The organism is Rhodopseudomonas parapalustris, assembly GCF_053772255.1.
On sequence record NZ_JAMKBZ010000005.1, the window covers coordinates 1 to 24,887 of the forward strand.

Below are 24,887 nucleotides of genomic sequence, written 5' to 3' on the forward strand. Positions count from 1 at the left end.
GGCGTCTCCGCATCACCGAGCGTCTGCGATTCGCGGAGGCGCCCCCTCACCCCAGCCCTCTCCCCGCAAGCGGGAAGAGGGAGACGTCGCGGCCGCGCCGCGTTCGAACGCGACCCTCTGGTTGGCGATCGGTCGGGCGCGTCGATGACAGACGTTTCGTCGACACTTTCGGAGGCCTCGCCGCGCCGCACCAGGCGCCGCCCCGCCGTGCTGCCGATCATCGAGATCGCGATGCTGGCGATCTTCCTGCTGCTGCCGCTGGTGCTGCAGGATTATCTCACCGTGTTCATGACGCGGGTGCTGATCCTGTGCCTGTTTGCGCTGTCGTTCGATCTAGTGTGGGGCTACGCCGGCATCATGAGCTTCGGTCAAGCCGTGTTCTTCGGCGGCGCCGGTTATGGAGTGGCGCTGCTCGGCCGCGACCTCGGCATCTCGTCGATGCTGTTGGTGGTGCCGGCCGGCGTGCTGATCGGCTTCGCGCTGGCGCTGCTGATCGGCGGCTTCCTGCTGCTCGGCCGCAATCCGTCGAGTGTGATCTTCGTCTCGCTCGGCACCTTGACGGCGTCCTATGCGTTCGATCGGCTGGCCCGCGGCTGGTACTATCTCGGGGGCCAAAACGGCATCCCGTCGATCCCGCAGATGACGATCGGCAGTTATGAGCTTGGCGAGGGGCCAGTGTTCTATTATCTGGCGCTGGCGCTCCTGTTCGCGGTTTATCTCGGTTGCCGTGTTCTGGTGCGCTCGCAGTTCGGGCTGGCGCTGGCCGGGCTGCGTGAAAACGAACAGCGCATCGCCTTCTTCGGCTACAAGGTGCAGCATCTGAAGGCGATCGTGTTTTCGCTCGGCGGCGCGATCGCCGGGCTTGCCGGCAGCCTCTACGCGTTTCATGAGGGCTTCGTCTGGCCCAACATGCTCGGCGTGGTGATGTCGACCCAGGTCGTGTTGTACGTGCTGTTCGGCGGCTCGGGCACGCTGATCGGCGCCGTGATCGGCACGGTGGTGATCGAGATCGTGTCGTTCTGGCTGTCGAACTCCTACCAGGACATCTGGCCGATCATTCTCGGCGCGCTGATGCTGCTGGTGATCCTGTTTCGCCCCGCCGGGCTGATCAGCCTGATCGTTAGCCACAGTGAGCGGATCGGTAGCTTCGGCCGGCCGCCGAAGGGGAGCGACCATGGCTCTGCTTGAAGCGCGCGGCATGAAGAAAGTGTTCGGCAAGCTCACCGCGCTGAACGGCGCCGAACTGACCGTGCAGCCGAACGAATTTCACGGTCTGATCGGTCCGAACGGCTCGGGCAAGAGCACGATGATGAAGTGCATCGCGGGCGCCGAGGTGCCGACCGAAGGTCGCGTCGTCTTCGCCGGCGCGGACATCACGTCGGTTTCTCCGGCCGAGCGCGCCCGCGCCGGCATGAGCCTGAAGTTTCAAATCACCTCGGTGCTGCCGGCGTTGACGCTGTACGATAACGTGCTGCTGGCGCTGCAAGGCCAGACGGCGCTGACCAAGCTGATGTTCTCGCGCACACGCGGGCTGTTGCACGACAAGGTGATGGCGATGCTCGAGCAGTTCCGGCTGGTCGATCGCGCCGGCGAGCACGCCTCCGCGCTGTCGCATGGTCAGCAGCAATGGCTGGAGATCGCGATGGCGCTGGCGCCGGAGCCGAAGCTGTTGCTGCTCGACGAGCCGACCGGCGGGATGAGTTTGGAGGAGCGCCGAGTCACCGGCGAGCTGCTGGCGCCGATCAAGTCGCGCTGCTCGCTGGTGATCGTCGAGCACGATCTCGATTTCATCCGCGACATCTGCGACCGCCTCACCGTGCTCGATCAGGGTGCGGTGCTCGACACTGGGACAGTCGAGCAGATCCAGGCGAGCCCGAAGGTCCAGGAGGTGTATCTGCGCCGTGCTTGAGGATCATTATCTCGACATTCGCGACCTCGATGCCGGATACGGCCGCAGTCAGGTGTTGTTCGGCGTGACGCTGTCCGCGCCGTGGCGCGGCGGCGTGGCCATTCTCGGCCGTAACGGCGCCGGCAAGACCACGCTAATGAAGGCGATCATGGGCGAGTTGCCGGCCAAGCGCGGCAGCGTGTCGCTGGATTCGCGCGACGTCACCAAGCTGCCCACCGAGCAGCGCGTCCGCGCCGGCTTCGGCTACGTGCCGCAGGATCATCCGGTGTTCGCGCGGCTGACGATCCGCGACAATCTCGCGGTGGGGGCGCTGACAAACAAGGATAGCCGTGCCGTCGACCGCGTGCTGGAGATGTTCCCCAAACTCGGCCAGCGCCTCGACCAGATCGCCGGAACGCTGTCCGGCGGCGAGCGCAAGATGCTGGCGATCGGCCGCGCGCTGCTGTCGGAGCCGAGCGTCCTGCTGCTCGACGAGCCGACCGAGGGGGTGTGGATCGGCGTGATCGAGGAGATCACCGACCGGCTGATCGTGCTGGCGAAAGACATTGCCGTGGTGATCGTCGAGCAGCATCTCGACCTGGCGCTGCGCGTCGCCGATCGCGCCTTCGTGCTCGACCGCGGCCGAGTCGCACTCACCGGCACCGCCGACGAAGTCCGCAACGACCCGCGGCTGCTGCAATATCTGGCGCCGTAGCGGCGACGGACTGCCTCTCTCCGTCATTGCGAGCGAAGCGAAGCAATCCAGACATTGTGCACTCAGCTGGATTGCTTCGTCGCTTGCGCTCCTCGCAATGACGGAAGGGTTTAAAGGCTAGTTCGATGAGGCAAACGGAAGGCCCACAAAATTTCCGATCAGCCGCAGCACCTCGTCGGGGCGGTCGTGTTGCAGCCAATGGCCGGCCTCACTGACGATTTCGGAACGAGCGTTCTTGAAATTGCGCGAGGCTTCTGCGGCCCGAGCCGGATCGATGAAGCTCTCGCCGGCAAACAGCAGCAGGGTCGGGCAGGCGATCCGTGCCCACAGTTCGGCGTATTCGGACGGCGCCAGCCGGTGCGGCGCCGTCACCCGCTGATACGGATCGAATTTCCACGAGTAGCTGCCATCGTCGTTGCGGCGAGCCCCATGGCCCGCGAGGTGCAGCGACAGGTCGTGACCGAGGCGCTTGTTGTGCGCCCGCATCTGTGCGGCGGCGTCGTCGATCATCGGGTAACGGCGCGGCTCCCGTCCCTCCAGCCTGTCGAGCTGGGCGAGCCATTTGATCATCCGCTCGTGCACCGGCGCCATCGTGGCGTCGGGGCGGACTGTGACGCCGTGGAGCACCACGAGCCGTTCGACACGGTCAGGGAATGTCCCGGCATAGAGCATCGCGATCATGCCGCCCATCGAATGGCCGATCACGGTCGCGGGCGGCGCATCGGCCAGCGCCGGCAGGCGCGTCAGGTCATAGACGTACTCCGGCAGCGCGTAGCTGCCGCCGCGCGCCCAATCGGAATCGCCATGGCCGCGCAGATCGGGCGCGATCACATGAAAGTGCGGTCGCAGCGCGCGGGCGAGATGATCCCAGCTTCGGCCGTGGTCTTTACCGCCGTGGATCAGCAACAGCGGCGGCGCGCCGGTATTACCCCAGTCCCAGTAGTGCAAGCGCAGGCCGTGGGACGGGAAGAAGCAGCTTTGTGGTTGTTGCATTGTGGTCTTTGAGCGTTTCCGCGGTTGCAATAGCCCGAGCCGATCACCGCTTCAATGGCTCTGCCGGACCGAAAGTCTGCGGCCGGTGCATCCCATCGGGCGCAACGGGGGCAGGCTGACAATCTATTGCAACAAGGGTATGGATGAGTCTTGCGACGATCGTAACGCCGACATCGCGGGTCGACGTCGCCGAGCTGGGTGCGCGTCGTCCGCGTCCTTCATCAACCGAGCGGAGACCCTTTGATGGTTGCGGCGAGCGGAGTCCGGAAGACCTCTCCGGCGCTGAAGCGTGTCGACACAAGCGAGCTCCGCGAAAACGCCGTGGTGGCGGCCGAGTTTCTGAAGACTCTGTCGAACGTGTCGCGGCTGATCATGCTGTGCCAGCTCGCCGAAGGCGAGAAGTCGGTCTCGGAGCTCACCGAATTGCTGGACGAGCGGCAGCCGACCGTCTCGCAGCAGCTCGCGCGGCTACGCAGCGAAAAGTTGGTATTGGCGCGCCGCGACGGCCAGCAGGTGTTCTATTCGCTCGCCAGCGAGGAAGTCCGCAGCCTGATCCTGGCGCTGCACGCCACCTTCTGTCGCAAGGATCGGGACAAGGACAAATCCTTGGCTTCGCGCCCGAGGACCACGGCCGCATCGCGCCGTCAGCGCCAAAGCGTCGAGGCCTGAGCGAGGTCGCGCCTCACCCTTCCTGTTTGCTGCCGAACAGGCGTTGGAACAGACCCGGCGGTTTGGGGCCCTGCACCGTCGGAAAGCCGGCCTTGCGCCACGCCAGAATGCCGCCGCCGAGCACGTAAGCCTCGCACACCCCGCTGGCCTTGGCTTCGATCTGGCCCGCATACATCCGCGTGCGTCCGCCGGAATGGCAAAAGAAGATCGCTTTGCGGTCCTGTGCGTCGGCCAGATCGCCGTGCTTGAAGCTGGTCAGCGGCAGCTCGATGGCGCCATCGATATGCTCGCGCGCGATCTCGTGACGTTCGCGCACGTCGACCAGCACCGCGCCGTCGTGCGCGACCATGCGGTGCGCTTCGATTGGCGAAATCGTCTTCACGCTCATGATTCACTCCGCTGCCTCTGGCGAAACCGGCCTCTTTCCCGGTGACAGAACGTCATCGGAACGTGGTGAGATAGTGTCGTTCGAATAGTCGTTTCAGCCAGTGGAACAGCTTCATCTTCGGTCCGACGAAGTTGAAGCGCTTGTTGCGAAACACCAGCATGCCGGAGTCCAGCGTATCGACGATACACACCAGTTCGGGCTTGAAACGAGTCCCGGGCTGCTGTCCCGCTTCGACCGCGGCGATATTGGCCGCCACCGCGATCGCCTGCAGATCGGCCTGGTGCGCCTGCTTCGGCATCCAGTCCGGGCCGGGAAACGAGCCGGCGTCGCCGGCGACCCAGACGTTGGGCAGTCCTTCGACCCGGCACAGTTCGTCGGCCTTGATCATGCCGCCGGGCGATAGCGGCAGTTCGGCGGCTTCCAGCCAGGCCGGGCCAGTCAGTCCTGGCATGAAAAGGATCAAGTCGGCATCGATCTCGCCGTCTTCGAGCACGACTTTGCGCTCTTCAAAGCGGAGAATCTTGCGGCCCAGCCGAGTGGCGATGCCGCGGCTTTTCATTTCCTGCAGCAGGCCGTCGACCGCGCGCTCGCCGAGCCGTGCGCCGGGCCGCGGCGCCGGGCTGAAGAACACGATCTCGAAGCCCGGCCGCTTTCCCTGCCGGCGCAGCAGCGTATCGATGATGAACAGGAATTCGAACATCGGCCCACCGCGCATCGCACCGGGTTCGTTCGGATTGGTGGCGAAGCCGACCGCGATGGTGCCGCCCTTCAGCGCATCGAGCCGGCGGCCGATCTCTTCACCGACCTTGATGCCTTCGCAGGGGATCATCGCGTGCTCGATCCCCGGCAGTTTGCGGATGAAGCGTCCGCCTGCGGCCACGATCAAATGATCATTGTGCAGGTCGCCGCGGTCGGTGACGACAGTGCGGCCGCCGTCTTTCAGGCCGGTGGCCGAGGCTTCGACGAAGTCGATCCGGTTTTTGCGCAGGAAATGATCGAGCGGCACCTTCAGCCGTTCGCCCTGGCGGATGCCGGCGGGAATCCAGATCGAACTCGGCAGGAAGTGCAATTCACGCCGCGGCGATATCATCGTGATCGTGGCGTCGACGTTGTGTTTGCGTAACTCGCGGGCGGCGGTGAGGCCGGCGAAGCCTGAGCCGATGATGGTGATGTTGCGCATCGTGGCGAATCCTCGTTGGCGCGCCCTCTGTCGCCTCCGAGCGATCCGTCGCACGGCGCCTGCCGGCGGTCTGTGACGATGTCACCGCCGCGGCGCGCCCGATCTGACATCAAGCGATCGGGCATTGCGCGGCAAGCGTGCTGCCGGCAAGCTGGCGCTGCGGCGCAGCCTTCTTCAGAGGAGAAACGGCGATCATGACGTCCGAACACTTCAACATGTGGGAGAGCCGCTTTTCCGGCGACGATTATGTGTTCGGCACCGCCCCGAATGCGTTTCTGGCATCGTGTAGGAACTTGCTGCCGAAGCGGGGACGGGCGCTGGCGATCGCCGATGGCGAAGGCCGCAACGGCGTGTTCCTGGCCGAATGCGGACTGTCGGTGCTGTCGGTGGATTTCTCGCCGAACGCACAGTCTAAGGCGCAGCGATTGGCCGCCGCGCGCGGCGTGACCATCGAAACGCAATGCGCCGACCTGTTGAGTTGGCAATGGCCGCGCGATGTCGACGTCATCGCCGGCATCTTCTTCCAGTTCGTCGAGCCGGAGCAGCGCCCGGCGGTGTTTCAGAACATCCGTGATGCGCTGAAGCCCGGTGGCCTGCTGCTGATCGAGGGTTACCGCCCGAAGCAGCTCGTCTACAAGACCGGCGGCCCGAGCCGCGTGGAGAACCTTTACACCCGCGAGCTGCTTGAGCAGGCGTTCGGCGATTTCGACGATCTCACTATTCGCGAGCACGACAGCGAGGTCGACGAGGGGGCCGGCCACGCCGGGATGTCGGCGCTGATCGATCTGATCGGCTGGAAGCCGAAGTAATCGGCGTTCAATCGTCCATCGCGCAGCCGTCGAAGGCGCGCGGGCCGCCGCTCTGCAGTCCGAGCCAGGAGTCGACGACCGCCTGATCGAAGCCGACCTCGCGTCGGTCGCCCGATTGCATCAGCGGGCGCCGGATCAACAGCGGATCGTCGATCATCAGTCCGAGTGCCGCGTCCTCGCTGAGCGCGGCGAAATCGATCGTGCCGGCTTTCACCTTGGGCGACGACTGGTTGAACCAAGCGACCAGCGGCTTATCGCCGAAGAACGGGCGCAGCGTCTCGCGCGTCCACGGCTCGGCCAGCAGGTTGCGAACCTCGAGTTGGTGACCGGAGGCGGCGAGCAGCGCCTTCTGCCGCGCATTGCCGACGCATCCGGGCTTTTCATAAAACACGACGTGGGCCATCAGGGTCGTTCCCTCAGCAAATCGTCTGCCATAGCCAATCCTCACCGCCCGGCCGGTTGCCGGATGCCGAGGCCGCGAGCCGCGGCGCAATGCCGGCCCACCAGGTTTCGACCGCGTCGCGGCTGCAAGTCAGCATCGCGCCCTCGTCGCCGATGAAGTCGCGCCAGGCGTCGACGCATTTCTCCGGCACCGCGGTAAGCAGCGGCAGGCCGGCGACGATCGCTTCGGCGAATTCGTTGCGCAGCCCTTTGCCGCTTGCTTCCTGTTTGGAGAATTTGTTGATCACCACCAGCGCGACCGTGGCCGCGACGGCTCGGGTCACCGCCTGCGCCGACTCGGCGAGGCCGCCGGCGTCGAGCTTGCAAGATCCCGCGCCGCTGCCGAGCGTCTGCGAGATGCCGATCGCCTTGCCGGTCATCAGGTCGATCAATTGCATGTCGATCTTCTTGCCGGCAGCATCTTTGATGTTTCGCTGCACGATGCCGCCGAGCCTGTCACCGGCCGCGAGCCGGGCGAACGCAAACTCCGCCAGCAGCGTGTCGACATCGTCCTCGCCGCGATAGATGATCGCCGCGACCCGCGGAGCCTCTGCGCTGCTGTGCGTCATCTGTCAGTCCTCCGGTTGATGGGGCGCTCGACTGATGAGCAAGCGCCGTGCCGCTGTCGGTTTTCTGCTCGTGATCGCTAGGCAATTGATAACACGTCGATTTTTCGTCGATCGACGGCGATGGCCTAGGTCGTAAACCTGACAGCGTTGTATAGTCATGGACATAACGATCCGAAGCGGAGATGTTGCGCCGGAAATGCCGCGCGTCAAATGAGCCGAACGACGATATCGGGGACCTGCCGTATGCCTGCCGCGACCACTGCCGAACTGGAGCGCCTGCTCGACGACGACGTGCCTTGCGGCGACCTCACCACCGAGGCGCTGGGCATCGGCGCCGCGCCCGCCATGATGCAGTTCGCGGTCCGTGATCCAATGGTGCTGGCGCTGGCCGAAGACGCCGCTGAGATCATCCGGCTGTGCGGCGGCGAGGTCGAGCTGGCCGCCTCGTCCGGCAGCCAGCTCGCGCCGGGCGCGCCGATCTTGACCGCGCGTGGCAGCGCCTCGGGCCTGCTGCGGAGCTGGAAGGTGGCGCAGACGTTGATCGAAATCTGGTCCGGCGTCGCCACCGCCGCGCGCGACATCGTCGAAGCGGCGCGCGCAGTGTCGCCGACCATCGCGGTGGCCTGCACCCGCAAGAACACGCCGGGCACCAAGCGGTTCGCCGTCGCCGCCGTGAAAGCGGGCGGCGCGACCATGCACCGGCTAGGCCTGTCCGAGACCGTATTGGTCTTCGGCGAGCATCGTGGCTTCCTCGACGAGCCGCTGGCGGCGACGGTGGCTCGTCTCCGCGCCACGCTGCCGGAGAAGAAGCTGATCACCGAAGTGGCGTCGATCGACGCCGCACTCGCCGCGACCGAGGCCGGCTTCGACGTGCTGCAGCTCGAGAAATTCGCCCCCGCCGACGTCGCGGCACTGGCGCAGCAGCTCGCCCCGCGGCCGGCGCGCCCGGTGATTGCGGTCGCCGGCGGCGTCAACGCCGGCAACGCCGCAGCCTACGCAGAGGCCGGCGCGCAGGTGCTGGTGACCTCGGCGCCCTACACGGCAAAACCGCGCGACGTGCAGGTGCGGATCACGCGGGCAAAGTAATAATTGGCTGCAGGGGCGCGCCGTTCCACAAGCGGGGCGCGCTCCCTCTCCCGCTTGCGGGAGAGGGCTGGGGTGAGGGCCTCCCGGGCAGTGAGTTTGCCACTCGCGGAGAGGAGTGCCCTCACCCGCCGCGCTTCGCGCGTCGACCTCTCCCGCAAGCGGGAGAGGTTGCGCTGCCGCTGGGGCGAGGGTGTGCTAACTCCGCTCATGACGGTCCTTATTTACGCGACGCCTTGCTTTTTCGCTTCGTGAACTACGTCCCGCTGTAACTCGCCGCCCGGTCCGCGATTGTCTCGCGCAACACCGTTTTCTGGATCTTGCCGTTGGCGTTGCGGGGTAGGGGCTCAGAGCGGATGATGATGCTCTCCGGGACCTTGTAGTCCGACATTCTCGCTGCGCAGTAGGCAGCGACATCGCGCTCGTCCAGGCTGGCGCCTTCGCTCGTCACCACGATGGCGTTGACGCGTTCGCCGAGTACCGGGTCGGGCGTGCCGATGATCGCGGTCTCCAGCACGCCGTCGATGCCGCAGATCACGTTCTCGACTTCGGCCGAGAAGATCTTGAAGCCGCCGCGGTTGATCATGTCCTTCTTGCGATCGAACACCCGGACGAAGCCGTCCTGGTCGACCGAGCCGATATCGCCGCTGCGCCAATAGCCGTTCACGAATTCCTTGGCGTTGGCGTCGGGCCGCTGCCAATAGCGCGGCACCACCATCGGGCCGGCAATGAGGAGTTCGCCGGGCTCGCCGGGCGCGACCTCGTTGTCGTCGGCGTCGAGCACGCGAACGTGCGCGTAAGGAATCACCTGGCCGACGCTGTCCATGTGATCGCGCCAGTAAGCCTCCGGCATGATCGTGGTCGGCGAAGTCGTCTCGGTGGCGCCATAGGCGTTGCGGAGCTGCAGGTTCGGTAATCGCTTAGCCAGCATCTCGATGGTCGGCACCGGCATCGGCGCGCCGCCGAAGCAGCCGATCCGCCATGCCGACAGGTCGTGCTTGGCGAAGTCCGGATGCATCACCGCCAGCGTGTAGATCGCCGGCACCAGGATCGAATAGGTGATCCGCTCGCGCGCCGCGAGGGCGAGGAAGTCCGCAGTCTTGAACGCCTGCCGCATCAGCACCACGCAGCCGCCGGCCGCGATCGTCGCGTAGGACACGCCGACGAGGCCCGTCACATGCGACAGCGGCACCGCAACCAGCCCGCGATCTTGTTCGGTCAGTTCATGAGCGCGGGCGAACGCGTAGGATGAATGCAGGATGCTGAGATGTGTGAGTTCCGCGCCTTTCGGCTTGCCGGTCGTGCCCGAGGTGTAGAGGATCACCGCGGTGTCGTCTTCGTGCATCTCTACGCGGGGCGCGTTCGCCGGATCGCCACTGAGCAGATCGGCAAACGGCCGCGCGCCCTCGGCGGAGCCATGCGCGACGAAGCGGTGCGCGAGCTGCGGGACGTCGGCGGCTGTCGGGATCTCGTCGGCCAACTCGGCCTCGAACACGACCACCTTGGCGCCGCTGTTGTTCAGCAGGAAGTCCAGTTCGGCGCGGCGCTGCCGGATGCCGATCGGCACCACCAGCACGCCGAGCCGGTTGCAGGCCAGCGTGACAGCCAGAAACTCCCAGCAATTGCCGAGGAACAGCGCGACGCGATCACCTTTGCCGACACCGAGTCCGGTGAGCGAGGCTGCGATCGTGCGCGCCAGCATGCCCAGCTCCTGATAGCTGAGCGTGCGGTCGTCGACGATCGCCGGACGGTCGCCGAATCGCGCAACCAGATCGTCGAGCATCGCCGCCAGATTGGAGGGGCGCTCGGAAAAGCAAAGCATCGACCGGCCGTCGTAGTGATTTTCGCGGCGCAGCGCGCCGCCGATGCCGGACTCGGGCCAGAACGTCATGGGAGTTTCCTCGTTGATCATTGGACGCCGCGGTTGCCTCCGCGATCGTCCGGCGGCCATGGCAGCACCGATTCGATGTTATCGCGGTGATGCGGGGGACCGCCAGTAGGTACTTGGCTGCTCCGTCAGACGGAATTGATCAGAGGCGGTGACGCACTGACATGCCCACGTCGCCATTGCGGTCTAAGATGCTCCGTTACGACGGTGGAACCGCCGCTGACCGATGATCAGGGAACAAACGATGAGATTGTCCGACGTGGAATGTGAATGCGGTGCGATGTACCGCTGCGCTGAATCTGAAACGCTCGACGGTGAGCCCGGCAATCTGCACTGCGCCAATTGCGGCAGGATCGTCGAGGCGTGGCAGACCCGCAGCAAGCGGGTGTATCGCTGCGTACTGACGCCGGACCGCAGCTATCCGGTGGTGACGCCGCCGCCGGCGCCTTGAGCAGCTTTCGGCATCAGGCGCGAGAATGCTGAGGTGTCATGTTCCGTCGCAGCTCGCTTGGCGGCCGCTTGATCCTATATTGAGGAGGTTGAATTCCCGACGACGAAGGGCGGTAGATTGCGAACTCCGGTGCTGGCAGCAGGCGGAATCGTGTTGCGGCGCGGCAAAGACCCGCTGTTTGCGGTCGTGCGGATGCGTAAGCGCAACGATTGGGTGTTGCCCAAGGGCAAACTCGACCACGGCGAGACGCCGCGCGCGGCCGCCGAGCGTGAGGTGCTGGAAGAGACTGGCCACGTCGTTGCGGTGCACGAATTCATCGGCACGTTGGCCTACGATTCCGGCGGTCGCTTTAAGGCGGTGCACTTCTGGCGGATGGAAGCCGAGCCGGAGCAGACTCTGCCGCTGATGAAGGACATCCGTGCGGTCGACTGGCTGCCGCTCGACGAGGCGATCCTGCGGCTGTCGCGCAGCTACGAGCAAGCGTTCCTGAGTGAAGTCGGTGCCCTGGTGCTGGAAGCGGCCGGCCATTTCTCGTCCGAAACTCCCGCCGCGCCGCCTCCGCCGCGTTGTCCGACCAGTCCGCTGCCGACCGGCGATGAGATGGTCGCCGATCTTGCCGAGGCGCCGTCTTTGGCGCTGGAGCAGCCTTACGAGGCGCTCGAGCCGCAGCCGCAACTGTCGCTGCTGCAACGACTGCGTCGGTGGATGCGGGGCGAGCGCCGCTCCTGATCGCCCAAGTTGGAGCGTGTCCCGCTGTCGGGATTCTCCTGACATTTGATCCAAGTCAATCAGCCCCCTCTGCCGCCGCCTATCGTTCGCGAAATTTGGCCGCAGGGCCACATGCAGGAAACGTCATCAGGGGATGCCATGAGTGAGGCATTGGCAGCTGGCGCCGGACGCGCCAAGCGCGAGATTTTCGGGACGCCGATCTTCGGACCCGAAGCGGCGCAGAAGGGCTACGCTCTCAACAAGATGTGCTTCTCGTTCAACGACGCCGGCGCACGTGCCGCGTTCGTCGAGGACGAGGCTGCATACTGCGCACGCTACGGGCTCACCGCTGCGCAGACCGAAGCGATCCTCGAGCGCGATCTGCTCAAGCTGCTCGACGAGGGCGGCAACGCTTACTACCTCGCCAAATTCGCCGGCATCCTCGGCCTCAACATGCAGGACATCGGCGCGCTGCAGACCGGCATGACGGTCGAGCAGTTCAAGGCGAAGTTGCTGGCGGCGCGGGACAATTGAGCGGGGAGACCTGACATGGCGACGATCATCGGCGGCCTCGCCGCATCTCACGTCCCGGCGATTGGCGGGGCGATGGCCAAGGGCCTGCAGAAGGATCCGTACTGGGCGCCGTTCTTCGACGGCTTCGAGGCGCCGTGCCGCTGGCTGGAGGCGGCCAAGCCCGACGCGGCGGTGGTGATCTACAACGATCACGGCCTCAACTTCTTCCTCGACAAGATGCCGACTTTCGCGGTCGGCGCCGCGCCGGAGTATCGCAACGACGACGAAGGCTGGGGCATCCCGGTGATGGCGCCGTTCAAGGGCGACACCAAGCTGTCGTGGCACATCATCGAGACGCTGGTGGAATCCGAATTCGACCCCGTCACCTGCCAGGAGATGCTGGTCGATCACGCCTACAGCCTGCCGATGGAGCTGTTCCTGCGCGGCCGCGCCCACGACATTCCGACCGTTCCAGTGGTGGTCAACACCGTGCAGCATCCGCTGCCGTCGCTGCGGCGCTGCTTCAAACTCGGCCAGGCGATCGGCCGCGCCATCGAGAGCTATCCGGAAGATCTGAAAGTGGTGGTGATCGGCACCGGCGGCCTGTCGCATCAACTCGAAGGCCAGCGCGCCGGCTTCATCAACACCGCATTCGACAAACGCTGCATGGATGCGATGACGGGCGACATCGAGAGCCTGCTCGGCATCGACCCGCACGAACTGGTCGAACTCGCCGGCAGCCAAGGCGTCGAGGTGATGAACTGGGTCGCGATGCGCGGCGCGCTCACCGGCGACGTCCACGAACTGCACCGCAACTATCATTTGCCGATCTCCAACACTGCGTCGGGCATCATGCTGATCGAGAACCGGCCGCGGCTGGCGAAGGCGGCGTAGGGCCTTTGTGCGTCCGAGGCCTTAGTCCCTCATGGTGAGGAGCCGCGGCGAAGCCCGTAGGGCGAAGCCGGGGCGTCTCGAACCACGCGGCCGATGCGCTGCTACGCGTGTGCTCGGAGCCCATCCTTCGAGACGCCCCGGCTTCGCCGGGGCTCCTCAGGATGAGGTTGGTGCAGGTGGCGACTACAGTGCGAAGTGATGTTGGGCCGCGGCGCCGCTACACAAAAATCGTCAAGCCCGGCCATGACGGAGTGTGAGAGGAAGCGTCGGAGGCTCACTACTCAAGCCTGTAGCTCACCGCCTCGTCGTTCACGCCTCCTCACTCACCATCCGCCGATAATCTCGCGGATTATGTCCGGTCCGCCGTTTGAAGAAACGGCAGAAATACGCCGGGTCCTCGAAGCCGAGTTCGAACGAGAGCTTGGAGATCGGCGCCGCGATATACGTCAGCCGGCGGCAAGCCTCGCGGGTCAGACGCGCATGCACCACGTCGAGCGCGCTCTGGCCGGTCTCGGCTTTCGCCAGACGGTTCAGGCGTTCAGGCGTCATGCCGAGTTCGCCGGCATAGCGCGCGATCGGCCAGTGTTCGCAATGATGCGCCTCCACCAGCAGCAGGAAGCGGGTGAATTGATCACCGCTGCGCGCGGCATAGCGCGCCTGCCGCTCGCTCTGCTGCGCCAGCCGCCAGACGATGGCGCGGCCGAGCCATAGCGGCACCGGGGAATTGCCGGCATCCGGCGAGGCGAATTCGTCGGAAAGCTCGGCGAACAATCTGTCGATCCGCATCGTGGCGGCGCCGTCAGGCTCGAATTCCAGAATGCGGGCCGCGGCGAACAGATCGCGCAGCGCCTGGCCGGTCGCCGGCACGTCGCCTTCGATCATCGCGTGCGGGTTGAAGGTGAAAACCTGCCCTTCGGTGTGAGGCGAGAACTTGAAGCCATGGACGACGCCGGGCGGCACGATCACCGCGACCGGCCCCTCGCATTGCACGCGCTGCTCATCGAGCTCGACCGTCGCCGTTCCGGAGCCGATCCAGAGGATCTGGTGCAGGCTGCGGTGGGCGTGGACGTCGATCTCCCACTGATACAATCGGCTGCGCGATTGAATCGCTTCGACATGCAGCATGTCGACCGGCGCGGCGGGTGTCTCGCCGTACAGCGCGAAGATCGGAATTGCTGCTTTGCGGCGTGAACGGGCCATCGACCCAGCTAAGACCGAACGTCGGAAAAGTGCAAGTTTTTGTCAGCGCGGCGTCTCACGGGGAGAGGTGGTGGCAACTACACTCCGACGATTGCCGCAACTAACAGACCAACAACGAACCGGGCGGCCGCAACAAGAGAGGAAATCAGCTCATGTTCAGCTTCGATCCCTATTCGCCCGTCGTCGATGCCGACCCGTTCCCGCTCTACAAGACGCTGCGTGACGAACATCCGGTGTACTGGAGCGAGCCGGCGCAGATGTGGATTTTGTCGCGCTATCTCGACGTCGCCGGCGCCGGCAGCAACTGGCCGGTGTTCTCCTCGGCCAAGGGCAACCTGATGACCGAGCTGCCGAACCGCGCCGGCGCCACGCTCGGCACCACCGACCCACCGCGCCACGACCGGCTGCGCGGGCTGGTGCAGCACGCCTTCATGAAGCGCAATCTCGAAGCGCTCGCCGAACCGATGCGTGAAATCGCCCGCGATGCCGCCGAAGCGCTGCGCGGCCGAGATCAATTCGACTTCATCGGCGACTTTTCGTCCAAGTTCACCGTGCGGGTGCTGTTCGCGGCGCTCGGCCTGCCGATGGGCGACGAGCAGACCGTGCGCGACAAGGCGGTGCTGATGGTGCAGAGCGACCCGGTCACCCGCGCCAAGGGGCCGGAGCATCTCGCCGCTTACGCCTGGATGCAGGACTATGCGTCGAGCGTGATCGCGCAGCGCCGGGCCGAACCGAAGAACGATCTGATCTCGCATTTCAGCATGGCGGAGATCGACGGCGATAAGCTCGACGAACGCGAGGTGCTGCTCACCACCACCACGCTGATCATGGCCGGCATCGAATCGCTCGGCGGGTTCATGAGTATGCTGGCGCTGAATCTGGCCGATTTCGCCGACGCGCGCCGCGCCGTGGTGGCCGATCCGGCGCTGCTGCCGGATGCGGTCGAAGAATCGCTGCGCTACAACACGTCGGCGCAGCGTTTCAAACGCTGCCTGCAGAGCGACCTGACGCTGCACGGCGTCACCATGAAGGCCGGCGACTTCGTCTGCCTCGCCTATGGCTCGGCCAATCGCGACGAACGGCAATTCCCGAATCCGGACGTCTACGACATCACGCGCAAGCCCAAGGGCCATCTCGGTTTCGGCGGCGGCGTGCACGGCTGCCTCGGTTCGGCGATCGCCCGGATGGCGATCAGGATCGCGTTCGACGAATTCCACAAGGTGGTGCCGGACTACGCGCGCACCGAACAGCGGCTGAACTGGATGCCGTCGTCGACCTTCCGCAGTCCACTGCGGCTGGAGTTCGCGGTCGAGCAGGCGTCGGCGCGGTCGGCGGCGTAGCCGCCCCGGGAAGGTCCGATCGGAGCGGCCTTGGACTCAGGTCACGGCCGCTCTTTTCGGTTCGACGATTTCGAACATCCGCGGGAATTCGTCCATCAGCCCCATCAGTTCGGCGAGCTTCATCGGATTGCCGCTGACCTTGATCTTGCCGGCCATCACCGCCTCCGGGAAGGAAGTCTGCTTGGCGATCACCTCGTCGAGCAGGCTGCGCGGCAACGCGAAGCCGGCGTCGGCCGTGGCCGATTGGACGCCAGCCACATAGGTCAACGCGCTGTTCTCCAGCGTCAGCACCCAGTCTTCGCCGGTGTCGGTGAACTGCCAGTTCAGCACGATGGTCTTGCCCTCGGCCTTCGGTCCGTTGAGCCGGACGCCGAGCACATCCCAGATCTGCGAGGTCTTGAGCGCCGACAGCGTCTCGCGCGGCATCCCCGGCCGGGCCGGCATCTTCGGCATGCCGTGGCGCAGTTCCTGGGCGCCGAACAGATAGGCGTTGCGCCAGGTGGCACTCTCGGACTGGTAGCCGAGCTGCTCGAACGTGTCGGCGAGCAGATGCCGGCCTTCCTGGTTGTCCGGATCGGCGAAGACCAGATGGCTGAGCGCCTGCGCGATGAAGCGGAATTCGCCGCGGTCGAAATCGGCGCGGGCCTTCGCCAGCAGCGCGTCCGCGCCACCCATGTACTCGACGTACTTCTTGCCGGCGTCGACTGGCGGCAGCGGATCGAGATTCGCCGGGTTGGCGTCGTACCAGCCGAGATACTTCTGATAGATCGCCTTCACGTTGTGGCGGATGTGGCCGTAATAGCCGCGTGCGTGCCAGGCGCCATCGAGGCTCTTCGGCAGACGGATGGTTTCGGCGATCTCGGCGGCATTGAGGCCGTGGTTCATCAACCGCAGCGTCTGGTCGTGGGCGAATTTGTAGATGTCGCGCTGCTGGCGGATCATCAGGTCGATCCGTTCGGTGCCCCATACCGGCCAATGGTGCTGCCCGCAAATCACCTCGGCCTTGCCGCCCCACAGCTGCAGCGCCTCCCCGAGATAGCCCGACCACGCCAGAGCATCGCGCACGTCGGCGCCGCGGAACGGCAGCAGATTGTGGAAATTGTGGGTGCAATTTTCGGCGAGGTTGAGCAGCTTGTAGCGCGGAATGTAGAAGTGCATCTCCGCCGGCGCCTCGGAGTTCGGCGCCATCTGGAATTCAAAATCGACGCCGTCGATGCGGCGGGTGTCGCCGGTCGCCTTGATCAGGTCGGTCGGCCGCAGCAGCGCCGTGCTGCCGGCGGCCATCGTCTTGCCGAGGCCGCAATCGACATGGCCGCGCGGCCCCTTGGCGAGCAGCGGGCCGAACTGATACTGCGCGCGCCGCAGCATCGCCGGCCCGGCAATGATGTTCTCGGAGACGGCGTGCTCCATGAACAGGTCGGGAGCGATGATCGGCACCCTTCCGCTCGCGAGTGCGTCGTCGTCGAGCACGCCGCGGGCGCCGCCCCAATGGTCAGCATGGGTGTGGGTGAAGATCACCGCCACCACCGGCCTGTCGCCGCGGTGGCTGGCATAGAGCTGCATCGCAGCGCGGGCGCCCTCGATCGAGGTCAGGGTGTCGACCACGATCACGCCGCTGTCGCTCTCGATCAGCGTCATGTTGGCGATGTCGAAGCCGCGGACCTGGTACACGCCGGGCACGACCTCGAACAGCCCGTGCTGCATGTTGAGCCGGGACTGCCGCCACAGGCTCGGATCGACGCTCGGTGGCGCGGTTTCGTCGAACAGAAACCGATAGGGTTCGAGACTCCAAACCGTGCGGCCTTGGGCCGATTGGATCGCGGCGTGATCGATGCTGCCGAGGAAGCCGCGTGCGGCGTCGTCGAAGTCGCTGGTGTCGGAGAACGGCAGTTCGTTGAGGATCGCCTGATGGCGGGCGATCACCGGTGCGGAGGCGTCCTTTGGTACAAGCAGATCGTTCGCGACTCCAGCGGTCTCGCTCATCGTCCGTCTCCCCGGTCTTCGTCGTCTGTCCGCGACGGCGGCATCTCAACCGATACAGAAACGGATTGCAATCGCAGGTCCGCACCTTACGATTAGTTCATGAAACAACATGACGCCACCGAACCGGCGCGACAGGCGAGGGAGATATTCATGAAACTAATCGACGTTCCGATGAAGTCCGTGTGGCGGAAATTGACGCGGCACGCTTCGCCATTCAGGGCGTCGGCAGGCTCGGTCTGTTTGGCGGCCGGCCAATGAGCCTCGGCGTCGATCTGTTCTGGTCGTTTCGCAGCCCCTACAGCTATCTGTCATTGCCCAAGGCGGTGAAGCTGGTCGAGCGATACGATTTCGTCATCACGGCGCGACCGGTGTATCCGCTGGCGGTGCGCGATCCGACATTCTTCAAGCGCACCGATCCGCGGTTCGCGCGCTACGTCGTGCTCGACAGTTTTCGTGTGGCGCAGAAGGAGGGGATTCCGTTTCGCTTCCCGCGGCCCGATCCGATCGTGCAGAACATGCAGACGCTCGAAGTCGCTGCCGAGCAGCCTTACATCAGGCGCCTGACGCGGCTCGGCGCTGCGGCCCAACTCGCCGGCCGCGGCCTGCCGTTCATCCGCGAGGTCAGCTCGGTGTTGTACGGCGGCGAGGTGGACAATTGGCACGAGGGCGATCATCTCGCTCGAGCTGCCACCCGCGCCGGGCTCGATCTGGCGCAGCTCGAGGCGGAGATTGCGGCCGATCCCGACCGATACGACGAGACCATCCGCACCAACGAACGCGACCACGCCGCCTCCGGCCACTGGGGCGTGCCGACCTTCGTGTTCAAGGGCGAGCCGTTCTTCGGTCAGGATCGACTCGATCTGTTGCTGTGGCGGCTGCAGCAGCACGGGCTGAAGGAGCGGGACTGATCCGTCAGTCCGGGGCGCGAGCGTTCGCGAGGGCGATAGGCGCCGGTGCGGGTTTGCCGGGGCACATTTTCCTCTGTACAGCCAAAGCGCCGCCGGTCGCGCGGCAATCCTCCGTCAGTTGGGGCCCGCGCGTTGTCGATCATCCTGGATCCCTGGTTCTACGCCGTCGCAATCCCTGCGGTGTTTCTGCTCGGTCTCGCCAAGGGCGGCTTCTCCGGCGTCGGCATCGCCGCGACGCCGCTGCTTGCGCTGTATCTGCCGCCGTTGGAGGCGGCCGGGCTGCTGCTTCCGGTGCTGATCACCCAGGATCTGATCTCGCTCTATGTGTATCGGCACCATTGGGATGCGCGCAGTCTCAAGATCATGCTGCCGGGCGCGCTGATCGGGATGGCGATCGCGTGGTGGACGGCATCGATCGTTTCCGACGATGCGGTGCGGCTGATCGTCGGCGGCGTCGGGCTGGTGTTCGTGCTCAACGTCTGGCTGCGGCCGCACGCCTCGGCGGTGAAGCTGTCGGACGCCGCCGGGGTCTTCTGGGGCGCGGTGTCCGGCTTCACTTCGTTCATGACGCAAGGCGGCGGGCCGCCTTATCAGGTCTACATGCTGCCGCAGCTTCTGCCGAAGCTGGTGCTGGTCGGCACCACCACGATCTTCTTCGCGATCGTCAATGTGCTGAAGATTGGTCCGTACTTCCTGCTCGGCCAGTTCACGCCGGCCAATCTCGGCACCTCGCTGGCGCTGTTGCCGCTCGCCGCTGCGGCGAACATGGCCGGCATCTGGCTGGTGCGGCGGACCCCGACCGGGCTGTTCTACCAGATCGCCTACGTGCTGCTGTTCGTGGTGTCGGTGGCGCTGGTGTATCAGGGGCTGTCGGACCTGATCCGCGGAGGCTGATCACGACACGACACAACACAAATAACAACAAGGGAGAGAGACCGATGGCGCGGATCGACTATTGCAACGAGGCGACCGCCAGCCCGCGCACCCGCGAGGTTCTGGCCAAGAACCGCAATGCCAACATCTTCCGGATGCTGGCGCATGCGCCGAGCCATTTCGAGCAGTACTGCCGGCTCGGCGGCGCGATTCGCTTCAAGGGCGAGCTCGACCCGGTGCTGCGCGAACTCGCGATCACCCGCACCGGGATCCTGTGCAACGCGCCTTACGAGGTCGCCGCACACAAGAAGATCGGGGCCGGTGTCGGCGTCACCGCCGAGCAGAACGCCGCACTGGACGATTGGCGCAGCGCCGACTGCTTCGACGCCACCCAGCGCGCCGCTCTGGCGTTCACCGACGAGGTGGTGAAGCTGGATCGGCCCACCGATGCGGTGTTCGACGACATCGCCGCGCGGCTGACGCCAGCGGCGCTGGTCGAACTGCAACTCGCGATCGGCTTTTACATCATGACCTCGAAGTTTCTCGAAACCTTCGGGGTCGACTTGCAGCCGGTCGACGACGTGGTGTGAGGCCGGGCGGGGGAGGCGCAGCCAGCGCCGCCCCGCGCCGTTCCAGTCAGTTCGAGGTCGGCGGCACGAAATGGTCGACCGAGGTCGCCATTTCTCCGGTCTGCGGGTCCCTGACCTCGAAGGTGATATTGATCGACTTGGTCGGCACCTGCTCGATCGGCACCAGCACCGAGAGACGCAGTTCGCGGGTCTGGTCCCGGCCGACTTCGATGTCGAGCCGGTCCTTGGCGTCCGGATCGATTCCGACCGCCTGCAGCCGTGCGCCGGGCACGCCGCTGACCGACACCTGCATCACGCGGGCGTCGGGGTGTTTGTTGAGCAGGCGCACGGTGTAGTCGTTGCGCACGCCGCCATCGGACAGCGTCACGAACAGCGGGTTGCGTTCGTGCAGCACGTTGATGTCGAGCGAGCCGCGTGTCGCCAGCGCGTACACCATCACGGCGCTGACCAGCACGATCAGCCCGGTGTACAGCAGCGTGCGGGCGCGGATCGGGCGATACACCGAGGTCTTGCCGGCGAGACGGCGCTGGATGTTGATGTCGGTGTCGTAGGCGATCAGATCCGGCGGCCGGCCGACCTGCTTCATCACCGTGTTGCAGGCATCGATGCACAGCCCGCATTGCACGCAGCCGAGCTGCAGGCCCTGGCGGATATCGACACCGGTGGGGCAGACGTTGACGCATTGATGGCAGTCGATGCAATCGCCGACGGTTTCGCCGTGGGCGCGCACCACCTCGGCCTTCTTCACCGACATCCGCGGTTCGCCGCGATCGTATTTGTAGGTGACGTTGAGGGCCCATTCGTCGGTCAGCGCCGCCTGGATCCGCGGCCACGGGCACATGTAGATGCACACCTGCTCGCGCATGAAGCCGGCGAGGGTGTAGGTGGTGAAGGTGAGGATGCCGATCCAGACATAGGCGACCATCGGCGCCTGGAAGGTGACGAGCTCCTTCACCAGCGTCGGCGCGTCGGCGAAGTACAGCACCCAGGCGCCGCCGGTCCACCATGCGATCATCAGCCAGATGAAATGCTTGAGCGCCAACTCGCCGACACGGCGCATGGTCAGCCCGTGCCTGTCCTTGCTGATGCGATCGCGGCGGTCGCCTTCGACCAGCCGCTCGACCGCGTAGAACAGGTCGGTCCACACCGTCTGCGGGCACAAATAGCCGCACCACACCCGCCCGGCGAGCGCGTTCATCAGGAACAGGGCGAGCGCGGCCAGAATTAGTAGGCCGGTGAAGTAGTAAACTTCCTGCGGCCACAACTCGATGAAGAAGAAGTAGAACCGTCGGGCCGGCAGATCGATCAGGACCGCCTGGTCGGGCAGGCCCGGACCACGATTCCAGCGCAGGAACGGCGTGAAGTAGTAGATCGACAGCGTGATCGCCAGCAGCGCCCATTTGATCCTGCGGAAGCGGCCATGAACCGCCTGCGGATAGACTTTCTTGCGGGCCGCGTAGAGCGGCCCCTCGATGTTGGTTTCGGACATGGGAGGAAGGCTTTCGCTGGAGCTTCGTCCCCGGAGAGGGGAAAGCCGTCTCCGGGCGAAATCACGCGGGATCAAGCAGGTGGGATCGGGGCGCCGTTCTCCGGCGCCCCGATCGAATCGTTCAGCGCATCGACGGGCGTGCGATCTTGCGGGCGACCAGGAACGAGACGGGCATCGCGATCACGAAGCCGCAGCCGACAGCGATCGGAATCCAGTGCATCGCCTGTGCGGACAGGCTCGGCACCACGAGCACCGCGATCATCAACATGCCGGCGAGCGTCGCGCCGCCGATGATCCAAAGCACAACCGCAACCTTGAACATGAATTTCTCCTGTTGCTTTGCCAGGGCTGTTCAGTCCCTGGGGCCCGGGCCGAGCGAAGGGCCATCCGGGCTTCAAATGTCTGGGGAACATCTGAATGTGCCCGGACGATATATTTTGGTTCGCTTCTAAGTTTGATCTGGATCAAGTGGTCAGTATCGGAAAACCGCTGGCCCGAGAACCACATAAGTAATCTGGCACCATTTTGCCATGTGACGTTGAAAAGACCGCCCGCATCCGAAAGATATATCTTTACTTCGTCAGAAGCCGTGCCTACGTAAGATATATCTTTCAGGAGGTCGTCATGGACGGCGTCGACAACGGCGGGAGACGTTGCGGGTTTGGGATGCCCGGCTGCCGGTGGGGGCGCCGGGGCATGGGCGGGCGCGGCATGGGCGGCGGCGAGATGATGCGCGCCGGCCGGATGCTGGCGCAAGGCGATCTCAAACTGATCGCGCTGGCGCTGATCGCCGAGCAGCCGCGTCATGGCTACGACATCATCAAGATGATCGAGGAGAAGACCGCCGGCTTCTACGCCCCGAGTCCGGGCGTGGTGTATCCGACACTCACTTTCCTCGAAGAGACCGGCCACGTCATCGCCCAGCCGGAAGGCGCCAAGAAGCTCTACGTCGCCACCGACGACGGGCGTGAGCACCTCGCGGCCAACCGGACGCTCGCGAACGCGGTGTTCGATCGCCTCTCAGCCTTCGGCGAGATGATGCGGCAACAGAACGGCGATGGTGCCGCCGACGGCAACGATCTGCCGCCGCTTCTTCGCGCTGCGCTCGACAACCTTCGGGAAATCGCGATCCGCCAGATCGTCAAAGACCCGGACAACGAAGCAGAGCTCGTTTCGATCCTCGCCCGCGCCGCCGGCGAGCTTCGCAAGACGTAGGTGCGGAGCGTTCCGCATCATTGGACGACGCATTCGACCGCGCGACGGAGCGGCAATCCGCCGGGCGGGCAACATTCAGGAGACGAAGATGACCGCTATTACGTCTGAACAGCCGAACCGTCGCGACGTGTTGTACTTGGCGACCGGCGCCTTGGCCGCGGTCGGGACTGCCGCCTTGGTGTGGCCGTTCGTGTCCCAGCTCAATCCCGATGCCGGCACCATCGCGGCCGGCTTCCCGCTCGAAGTCGACCTCTCGCCGATTGCGGAAGGCCAGGTCGTGAAGGTGTTCTGGCGCGGCCAGCCGATCTTCATCAACCATCGCACGCCGAAGGAAATCGAGTCGGCGCAGTCCGCCGACTGGCAGAGCTTCCGTGATCCGGAGCCGGATTCGGCGCGGGTCAAGCCCGGCAAGGAGCAGTGGCTGGTGGTGTCGGCGATCTGCACCCATCTCGGCTGCGTGCCGACCGAGCATCAGGGCAACTACGACGGCTGGTTCTGCCAGTGCCACGGTTCGCAATACGACTCGTCGGGACGCATCCGGCTGGGGCCGGCGCCGCGTAACCTGCCGCTGGTGCCCTATAAGTTCGCCAGCGACAGCCAGATCATCATCGGCGAGACCTGAGCGCGGCGGCGCTCCTGTAAAACTCGTCATGCGCGGGCTTGACCCGCCTGCGCGGCCGTCGCCGCTTCGGCGTGGCGAAGGCCCGCGCATCCATCGCGCGCGTCATCGCGTCCCCGAGTTCGCGCGAAGAGGATGGATTGCCGGGTCAAGCCCGGCAATGACGATCCATCGGTCGCTCCTGCGCGCCCGGCGTTGTTGAAGCCGCTGGAGCGACTCTTTCTCCACTCACAGTTCCCGAAAGCCCCAACCATGCTGATCGCAGTCGCCAGCCAGAACTTCCGCACAGTGACCGGCCATGCCGGCAAGACCCGCCGCTTCCTGGTGTTCGATGCGGCTCCGTGCCGTCCGCCCCAGGAGGTCGATCGACTCGACCTGCCCAAGGAGATGTCGATCCACGAATTCAAGGAAGACGGAGCGCATCCGCTCGACAAGGTGAGCGTGGTGATCGCTGGCAGCGCCGGCCCCGGCTTCCTCAGCCGGATGGCGGCGCGCGGCGTGGTTGCCATTACCACGTCCGAGACCGATCCGGTCACCGCGATCCAGAACTACCTGGCCGGATCGTTGGCGCCGGCAGCGCCGCACGATCACGACGACGATGAGGAAGAAGAGGGCGGCTGCAACTGCAATTGCGGGCGCGCGGCCTGAGCCAGACCTTTCGGTCGAACAACGTCACGCGCGGGCTCGAGCCGCCTGTGGGGGCTACCCCCAGCGGCGCAGCAAAGGCCCGCGCGTCCACTGCCTTCCACGATACGCGATCATCGAAGGATCGATTGCCGGGTCGAAGCCCGGCAATGCCTCCAGTGGGTCGAGTGTTCCCGTCGCCTCTCGATAAAAACGCGGTTGCTCAAGAAAACGCGTTGCCGGCCGGGCGGCCCAGCTTCTTGAACACGATCGCCGCCGGGCAGAACCCCGTGAACGACGCCTGAATCATGTTGACGCCGGCGAATGCCGTCAGCAGCAGCCAATACGGGCTGACCAGCCAGCCGAGCGCGAGGCTGACGAGAACCACCGTGCCGGCGAAGGCGAGTACGGTCTGATCGAGATTCATGCTCTGTCCCTTTCCCAACTATTCGGGCCGCCACGCGGTCCCGCCTCGATTTCGTGTTGACGATATATTCGAATAATCGTATATACGCAAGTATGAAAATAACAGCCGACCCCATGATGGCCGCCGCGGATGCGGCGAGCGAACTGCTCAAGGCGCTGTCGAACCGGCATCGACTGCTGATCATCTGCCAGTTGATCGGCGGCGAACGTTCGGTCGGCGAGCTCGCTGAGACCATCGGGCTGCGCGATTCGACCGTGTCGCAGCACCTCGCGCTGCTACGCAAGGACGGGCTGGTGTCGGCGCGGCGGGACGCGCAGTCGATCTTCTATTCGATCGCCAGCGAACCAGCGCGTGAACTGTTGACCACTCTGTACCGGGTCTATTGCCCCGGTCAGCCGATCGAGAAGACGGGTCGCTAACCTGCAAGGGC

Annotated in this window: 29 protein-coding genes; 18 read left to right on the top strand and 11 right to left on the bottom strand. The window is 65.2% G+C overall.

What is annotated here, in order from left to right; translation table 11 throughout:
• Nucleotides 1-144 precede the first annotated feature (144 nt).
• From M9H71_RS06220 to M9H71_RS06230, 3 genes are read left to right on the top strand one after another with little or no spacing between them, the layout of a single operon-like run.
• A complete protein-coding gene (locus M9H71_RS06220; protein WP_455404205.1) occupies nucleotides 145-1,188 on the top strand; it encodes a branched-chain amino acid ABC transporter permease in 1,044 nt (347 codons plus the stop codon).
• On the top strand, nucleotides 1,175-1,909 hold the full coding sequence (locus tag M9H71_RS06225) for an ABC transporter ATP-binding protein (RefSeq protein ID WP_455404206.1): 735 nt from the start codon (nucleotides 1,175-1,177) through the stop codon (nucleotides 1,907-1,909). The genes M9H71_RS06220 and M9H71_RS06225 overlap by 14 nt, the downstream gene beginning before the upstream one ends.
• Nucleotides 1,902-2,603, top strand: a complete 702-nt coding sequence (locus tag M9H71_RS06230; RefSeq protein WP_455404207.1) for an ABC transporter ATP-binding protein — start codon at nucleotides 1,902-1,904, stop codon at nucleotides 2,601-2,603. Before M9H71_RS06225 ends, M9H71_RS06230 begins: the two co-directional genes overlap by 8 nt.
• 117 nt (nucleotides 2,604-2,720) lie before the next feature.
• Here M9H71_RS06230 and M9H71_RS06235 read toward each other — a convergent pair whose 3' ends face one another.
• Entirely contained in the window at nucleotides 2,721-3,596 is an 876-nt protein-coding gene (locus M9H71_RS06235; protein WP_455404208.1) for an alpha/beta fold hydrolase, read from the bottom strand.
• Nucleotides 3,597-3,839: 243 nt separating this feature from the next.
• Between M9H71_RS06235 and M9H71_RS06240 the strand changes: the two genes are divergently transcribed.
• A complete protein-coding gene (locus M9H71_RS06240) occupies nucleotides 3,840-4,265 on the top strand; it encodes an ArsR/SmtB family transcription factor (protein ID WP_455404209.1) in 426 nt (141 codons plus the stop codon).
• Nucleotides 4,266-4,278: 13 nt separating this feature from the next.
• Here the strand turns inward: M9H71_RS06240 and M9H71_RS06245 are convergent, their stop codons facing one another.
• Both M9H71_RS06245 and M9H71_RS06250 read right to left on the bottom strand, forming a co-directional pair.
• The gene (locus M9H71_RS06245; protein WP_455404210.1) at nucleotides 4,279-4,653 is read right to left on the bottom strand and encodes a rhodanese-like domain-containing protein; all 375 of its coding nucleotides are present in this window, start codon (nucleotides 4,651-4,653) and stop codon (nucleotides 4,279-4,281) included.
• A gap of 52 nt (nucleotides 4,654-4,705) precedes the next feature.
• The gene (locus M9H71_RS06250) at nucleotides 4,706-5,833 is read right to left on the bottom strand and encodes an NAD(P)/FAD-dependent oxidoreductase (RefSeq protein ID WP_455404211.1); all 1,128 of its coding nucleotides are present in this window, start codon (nucleotides 5,831-5,833) and stop codon (nucleotides 4,706-4,708) included.
• Between the two features lie 194 nt (nucleotides 5,834-6,027).
• Here M9H71_RS06250 and M9H71_RS06255 point away from each other — a divergent pair, with 194 nt between their 5' ends.
• A complete protein-coding gene (locus M9H71_RS06255; RefSeq protein WP_455404212.1) occupies nucleotides 6,028-6,642 on the top strand; it encodes an SAM-dependent methyltransferase in 615 nt (204 codons plus the stop codon).
• Between the two features lie 7 nt (nucleotides 6,643-6,649).
• Here the strand turns inward: M9H71_RS06255 and M9H71_RS06260 are convergent, their stop codons facing one another.
• Together M9H71_RS06260 and M9H71_RS06265 are read right to left on the bottom strand one after the other, a co-directional pair.
• On the bottom strand, nucleotides 6,650-7,045 hold the full coding sequence (locus tag M9H71_RS06260) for an ArsC/Spx/MgsR family protein (protein WP_455404213.1): 396 nt from the start codon (nucleotides 7,043-7,045) through the stop codon (nucleotides 6,650-6,652).
• 13 nt (nucleotides 7,046-7,058) lie between these two features.
• Nucleotides 7,059-7,652, bottom strand: a complete 594-nt coding sequence (locus tag M9H71_RS06265) for a DUF2478 domain-containing protein (RefSeq protein WP_455404214.1) — start codon at nucleotides 7,650-7,652, stop codon at nucleotides 7,059-7,061.
• 243 nt (nucleotides 7,653-7,895) lie between these two features.
• On the opposite strand from M9H71_RS06265, the gene modD reads away from it, so the two are divergent.
• Entirely contained in the window at nucleotides 7,896-8,738 is an 843-nt protein-coding gene (modD, locus tag M9H71_RS06270; protein ID WP_455404215.1) for a ModD protein, read from the top strand.
• A 253-nt stretch (nucleotides 8,739-8,991) separates the two neighbouring features.
• Here the strand turns inward: modD and M9H71_RS06275 are convergent, their stop codons facing one another.
• Nucleotides 8,992-10,626, bottom strand: coding sequence for a class I adenylate-forming enzyme family protein (locus tag M9H71_RS06275; protein WP_455404216.1), 1,635 nt, complete (start codon nucleotides 10,624-10,626; stop codon nucleotides 8,992-8,994).
• Nucleotides 10,627-10,867: 241 nt separating this feature from the next.
• Here M9H71_RS06275 and M9H71_RS06280 point away from each other — a divergent pair, with 241 nt between their 5' ends.
• The 4 genes from M9H71_RS06280 to M9H71_RS06295 all read left to right on the top strand — a co-directional run bounded on the left by M9H71_RS06280 (nucleotide 10,868) and on the right by M9H71_RS06295 (nucleotide 13,189).
• Nucleotides 10,868-11,074: a hypothetical protein gene (locus M9H71_RS06280; RefSeq protein WP_110787922.1), complete on the top strand. Its 207-nt coding sequence runs from the start codon at nucleotides 10,868-10,870 to the stop codon at nucleotides 11,072-11,074.
• 78 nt (nucleotides 11,075-11,152) lie between these two features.
• Nucleotides 11,153-11,803 carry an NUDIX hydrolase gene (locus M9H71_RS06285; RefSeq protein ID WP_455404403.1) on the top strand — a complete coding sequence of 217 codons (651 nt, stop codon included), beginning with the start codon at nucleotides 11,153-11,155 and terminating at the stop codon, nucleotides 11,801-11,803.
• A gap of 138 nt (nucleotides 11,804-11,941) precedes the next feature.
• The gene (locus M9H71_RS06290; protein ID WP_230758995.1) at nucleotides 11,942-12,316 is read left to right on the top strand and encodes a protocatechuate 4,5-dioxygenase subunit alpha; all 375 of its coding nucleotides are present in this window, start codon (nucleotides 11,942-11,944) and stop codon (nucleotides 12,314-12,316) included.
• Nucleotides 12,317-12,331: 15 nt separating this feature from the next.
• Nucleotides 12,332-13,189: a class III extradiol dioxygenase family protein gene (locus M9H71_RS06295; protein ID WP_455404217.1), complete on the top strand. Its 858-nt coding sequence runs from the start codon at nucleotides 12,332-12,334 to the stop codon at nucleotides 13,187-13,189.
• A 309-nt stretch (nucleotides 13,190-13,498) separates the two neighbouring features.
• Here the strand turns inward: M9H71_RS06295 and M9H71_RS06300 are convergent, their stop codons facing one another.
• The gene (locus M9H71_RS06300) at nucleotides 13,499-14,389 is read right to left on the bottom strand and encodes a helix-turn-helix domain-containing protein (protein ID WP_455404218.1); all 891 of its coding nucleotides are present in this window, start codon (nucleotides 14,387-14,389) and stop codon (nucleotides 13,499-13,501) included.
• Nucleotides 14,390-14,541: 152 nt separating this feature from the next.
• On the opposite strand from M9H71_RS06300, the gene M9H71_RS06305 reads away from it, so the two are divergent.
• Nucleotides 14,542-15,729 (top strand): cytochrome P450, encoded by a 1,188-nt coding sequence (locus M9H71_RS06305; protein ID WP_455404219.1) that lies wholly within the window; start codon nucleotides 14,542-14,544, stop codon nucleotides 15,727-15,729.
• Nucleotides 15,730-15,765: 36 nt separating this feature from the next.
• Here M9H71_RS06305 and M9H71_RS06310 read toward each other — a convergent pair whose 3' ends face one another.
• Complete coding sequence (locus M9H71_RS06310) at nucleotides 15,766-17,712, bottom strand: alkyl/aryl-sulfatase (RefSeq protein WP_455404220.1); 1,947 nt, start codon at nucleotides 17,710-17,712, stop codon at nucleotides 15,766-15,768.
• Nucleotides 17,713-17,966: 254 nt separating this feature from the next.
• Between M9H71_RS06310 and M9H71_RS06315 the strand changes: the two genes are divergently transcribed.
• The 3 genes from M9H71_RS06315 to M9H71_RS06325 all read left to right on the top strand — a co-directional run bounded on the left by M9H71_RS06315 (nucleotide 17,967) and on the right by M9H71_RS06325 (nucleotide 20,083).
• Nucleotides 17,967-18,620: a 2-hydroxychromene-2-carboxylate isomerase gene (locus M9H71_RS06315; protein ID WP_455404404.1), complete on the top strand. Its 654-nt coding sequence runs from the start codon at nucleotides 17,967-17,969 to the stop codon at nucleotides 18,618-18,620.
• A gap of 132 nt (nucleotides 18,621-18,752) precedes the next feature.
• Nucleotides 18,753-19,514: a sulfite exporter TauE/SafE family protein gene (locus M9H71_RS06320; RefSeq protein WP_455404221.1), complete on the top strand. Its 762-nt coding sequence runs from the start codon at nucleotides 18,753-18,755 to the stop codon at nucleotides 19,512-19,514.
• Nucleotides 19,515-19,558: 44 nt separating this feature from the next.
• On the top strand, nucleotides 19,559-20,083 hold the full coding sequence (locus M9H71_RS06325) for a carboxymuconolactone decarboxylase family protein (protein WP_455404222.1): 525 nt from the start codon (nucleotides 19,559-19,561) through the stop codon (nucleotides 20,081-20,083).
• A 46-nt stretch (nucleotides 20,084-20,129) separates the two neighbouring features.
• Here the strand turns inward: M9H71_RS06325 and ccoG are convergent, their stop codons facing one another.
• Nucleotides 20,130-21,572: a cytochrome c oxidase accessory protein CcoG gene (gene ccoG / locus M9H71_RS06330; protein WP_455404223.1), complete on the bottom strand. Its 1,443-nt coding sequence runs from the start codon at nucleotides 21,570-21,572 to the stop codon at nucleotides 20,130-20,132.
• A gap of 121 nt (nucleotides 21,573-21,693) precedes the next feature.
• On the bottom strand, nucleotides 21,694-21,894 hold the full coding sequence (locus tag M9H71_RS06335) for a hypothetical protein (protein ID WP_455404224.1): 201 nt from the start codon (nucleotides 21,892-21,894) through the stop codon (nucleotides 21,694-21,696).
• A 302-nt stretch (nucleotides 21,895-22,196) separates the two neighbouring features.
• Here M9H71_RS06335 and M9H71_RS06340 point away from each other — a divergent pair, with 302 nt between their 5' ends.
• The 3 genes from M9H71_RS06340 (at nucleotide 22,197) to M9H71_RS06350 (ending at nucleotide 24,054) form a co-directional block, all read left to right on the top strand.
• Nucleotides 22,197-22,787, top strand: coding sequence for a PadR family transcriptional regulator (locus M9H71_RS06340; protein WP_455404225.1), 591 nt, complete (start codon nucleotides 22,197-22,199; stop codon nucleotides 22,785-22,787).
• A gap of 88 nt (nucleotides 22,788-22,875) precedes the next feature.
• A complete protein-coding gene (petA, locus tag M9H71_RS06345; RefSeq protein WP_230767334.1) occupies nucleotides 22,876-23,409 on the top strand; it encodes a ubiquinol-cytochrome c reductase iron-sulfur subunit in 534 nt (177 codons plus the stop codon).
• A gap of 249 nt (nucleotides 23,410-23,658) precedes the next feature.
• Nucleotides 23,659-24,054: a NifB/NifX family molybdenum-iron cluster-binding protein gene (locus tag M9H71_RS06350; protein ID WP_263990746.1), complete on the top strand. Its 396-nt coding sequence runs from the start codon at nucleotides 23,659-23,661 to the stop codon at nucleotides 24,052-24,054.
• Between the two features lie 199 nt (nucleotides 24,055-24,253).
• On the opposite strand, the gene M9H71_RS06355 is transcribed toward M9H71_RS06350, so the two are convergent.
• Nucleotides 24,254-24,457, bottom strand: a complete 204-nt coding sequence (locus tag M9H71_RS06355) for a YgaP family membrane protein (RefSeq protein WP_013500959.1) — start codon at nucleotides 24,455-24,457, stop codon at nucleotides 24,254-24,256.
• Between the two features lie 113 nt (nucleotides 24,458-24,570).
• Between M9H71_RS06355 and M9H71_RS06360 the strand changes: the two genes are divergently transcribed.
• Nucleotides 24,571-24,876, top strand: coding sequence for an ArsR/SmtB family transcription factor (locus M9H71_RS06360; RefSeq protein WP_263990747.1), 306 nt, complete (start codon nucleotides 24,571-24,573; stop codon nucleotides 24,874-24,876).
• The last annotated feature ends 11 nt before the right edge of the window (nucleotides 24,877-24,887 follow it).

Excerpts from the sequence above, each read along its gene's own strand:
- M9H71_RS06265 (WP_455404214.1), bottom strand. The coding sequence starts at position 7,652 with ATGACGCACAGCAGCGCAGAGGCTCCGCGGGTCGCGGCGATCATCTAT.
- M9H71_RS06355 (WP_013500959.1), bottom strand. The coding sequence starts at position 24,457 with ATGAATCTCGATCAGACCGTACTCGCCTTCGCCGGCACGGTGGTTCTC.
- M9H71_RS06245 (WP_455404210.1), bottom strand. The coding sequence starts at position 4,653 with ATGAGCGTGAAGACGATTTCGCCAATCGAAGCGCACCGCATGGTCGCG.
- M9H71_RS06235 (WP_455404208.1), bottom strand. The coding sequence starts at position 3,596 with ATGCAACAACCACAAAGCTGCTTCTTCCCGTCCCACGGCCTGCGCTTG.
- M9H71_RS06310 (WP_455404220.1), bottom strand. The coding sequence starts at position 17,712 with ATGAGCGAGACCGCTGGAGTCGCGAACGATCTGCTTGTACCAAAGGAC.
- petA (WP_230767334.1), top strand. The coding sequence starts at position 22,876 with ATGACCGCTATTACGTCTGAACAGCCGAACCGTCGCGACGTGTTGTAC.
- modD (WP_455404215.1), top strand. The coding sequence starts at position 7,896 with ATGCCTGCCGCGACCACTGCCGAACTGGAGCGCCTGCTCGACGACGAC.
- M9H71_RS06240 (WP_455404209.1), top strand. The coding sequence starts at position 3,840 with ATGGTTGCGGCGAGCGGAGTCCGGAAGACCTCTCCGGCGCTGAAGCGT.
- M9H71_RS06300 (WP_455404218.1), bottom strand. The coding sequence starts at position 14,389 with ATGGCCCGTTCACGCCGCAAAGCAGCAATTCCGATCTTCGCGCTGTAC.
- M9H71_RS06325 (WP_455404222.1), top strand. The coding sequence starts at position 19,559 with ATGGCGCGGATCGACTATTGCAACGAGGCGACCGCCAGCCCGCGCACC.
- M9H71_RS06315 (WP_455404404.1), top strand. The coding sequence starts at position 17,967 with ATGAGCCTCGGCGTCGATCTGTTCTGGTCGTTTCGCAGCCCCTACAGC.
- ccoG (WP_455404223.1), bottom strand. The coding sequence starts at position 21,572 with ATGTCCGAAACCAACATCGAGGGGCCGCTCTACGCGGCCCGCAAGAAA.
- M9H71_RS06220 (WP_455404205.1), top strand. The coding sequence starts at position 145 with ATGACAGACGTTTCGTCGACACTTTCGGAGGCCTCGCCGCGCCGCACC.
- M9H71_RS06255 (WP_455404212.1), top strand. The coding sequence starts at position 6,028 with ATGACGTCCGAACACTTCAACATGTGGGAGAGCCGCTTTTCCGGCGAC.
- M9H71_RS06305 (WP_455404219.1), top strand. The coding sequence starts at position 14,542 with ATGTTCAGCTTCGATCCCTATTCGCCCGTCGTCGATGCCGACCCGTTC.
- M9H71_RS06225 (WP_455404206.1), top strand. The coding sequence starts at position 1,175 with ATGGCTCTGCTTGAAGCGCGCGGCATGAAGAAAGTGTTCGGCAAGCTC.
- M9H71_RS06335 (WP_455404224.1), bottom strand. The coding sequence starts at position 21,894 with ATGTTCAAGGTTGCGGTTGTGCTTTGGATCATCGGCGGCGCGACGCTC.
- M9H71_RS06250 (WP_455404211.1), bottom strand. The coding sequence starts at position 5,833 with ATGCGCAACATCACCATCATCGGCTCAGGCTTCGCCGGCCTCACCGCC.
- M9H71_RS06360 (WP_263990747.1), top strand. The coding sequence starts at position 24,571 with ATGATGGCCGCCGCGGATGCGGCGAGCGAACTGCTCAAGGCGCTGTCG.
- M9H71_RS06340 (WP_455404225.1), top strand. The coding sequence starts at position 22,197 with ATGGACGGCGTCGACAACGGCGGGAGACGTTGCGGGTTTGGGATGCCC.
- M9H71_RS06295 (WP_455404217.1), top strand. The coding sequence starts at position 12,332 with ATGGCGACGATCATCGGCGGCCTCGCCGCATCTCACGTCCCGGCGATT.
- M9H71_RS06260 (WP_455404213.1), bottom strand. The coding sequence starts at position 7,045 with ATGGCCCACGTCGTGTTTTATGAAAAGCCCGGATGCGTCGGCAATGCG.
- M9H71_RS06350 (WP_263990746.1), top strand. The coding sequence starts at position 23,659 with ATGCTGATCGCAGTCGCCAGCCAGAACTTCCGCACAGTGACCGGCCAT.
- M9H71_RS06275 (WP_455404216.1), bottom strand. The coding sequence starts at position 10,626 with ATGACGTTCTGGCCCGAGTCCGGCATCGGCGGCGCGCTGCGCCGCGAA.
- M9H71_RS06290 (WP_230758995.1), top strand. The coding sequence starts at position 11,942 with ATGAGTGAGGCATTGGCAGCTGGCGCCGGACGCGCCAAGCGCGAGATT.
- M9H71_RS06280 (WP_110787922.1), top strand. The coding sequence starts at position 10,868 with ATGAGATTGTCCGACGTGGAATGTGAATGCGGTGCGATGTACCGCTGC.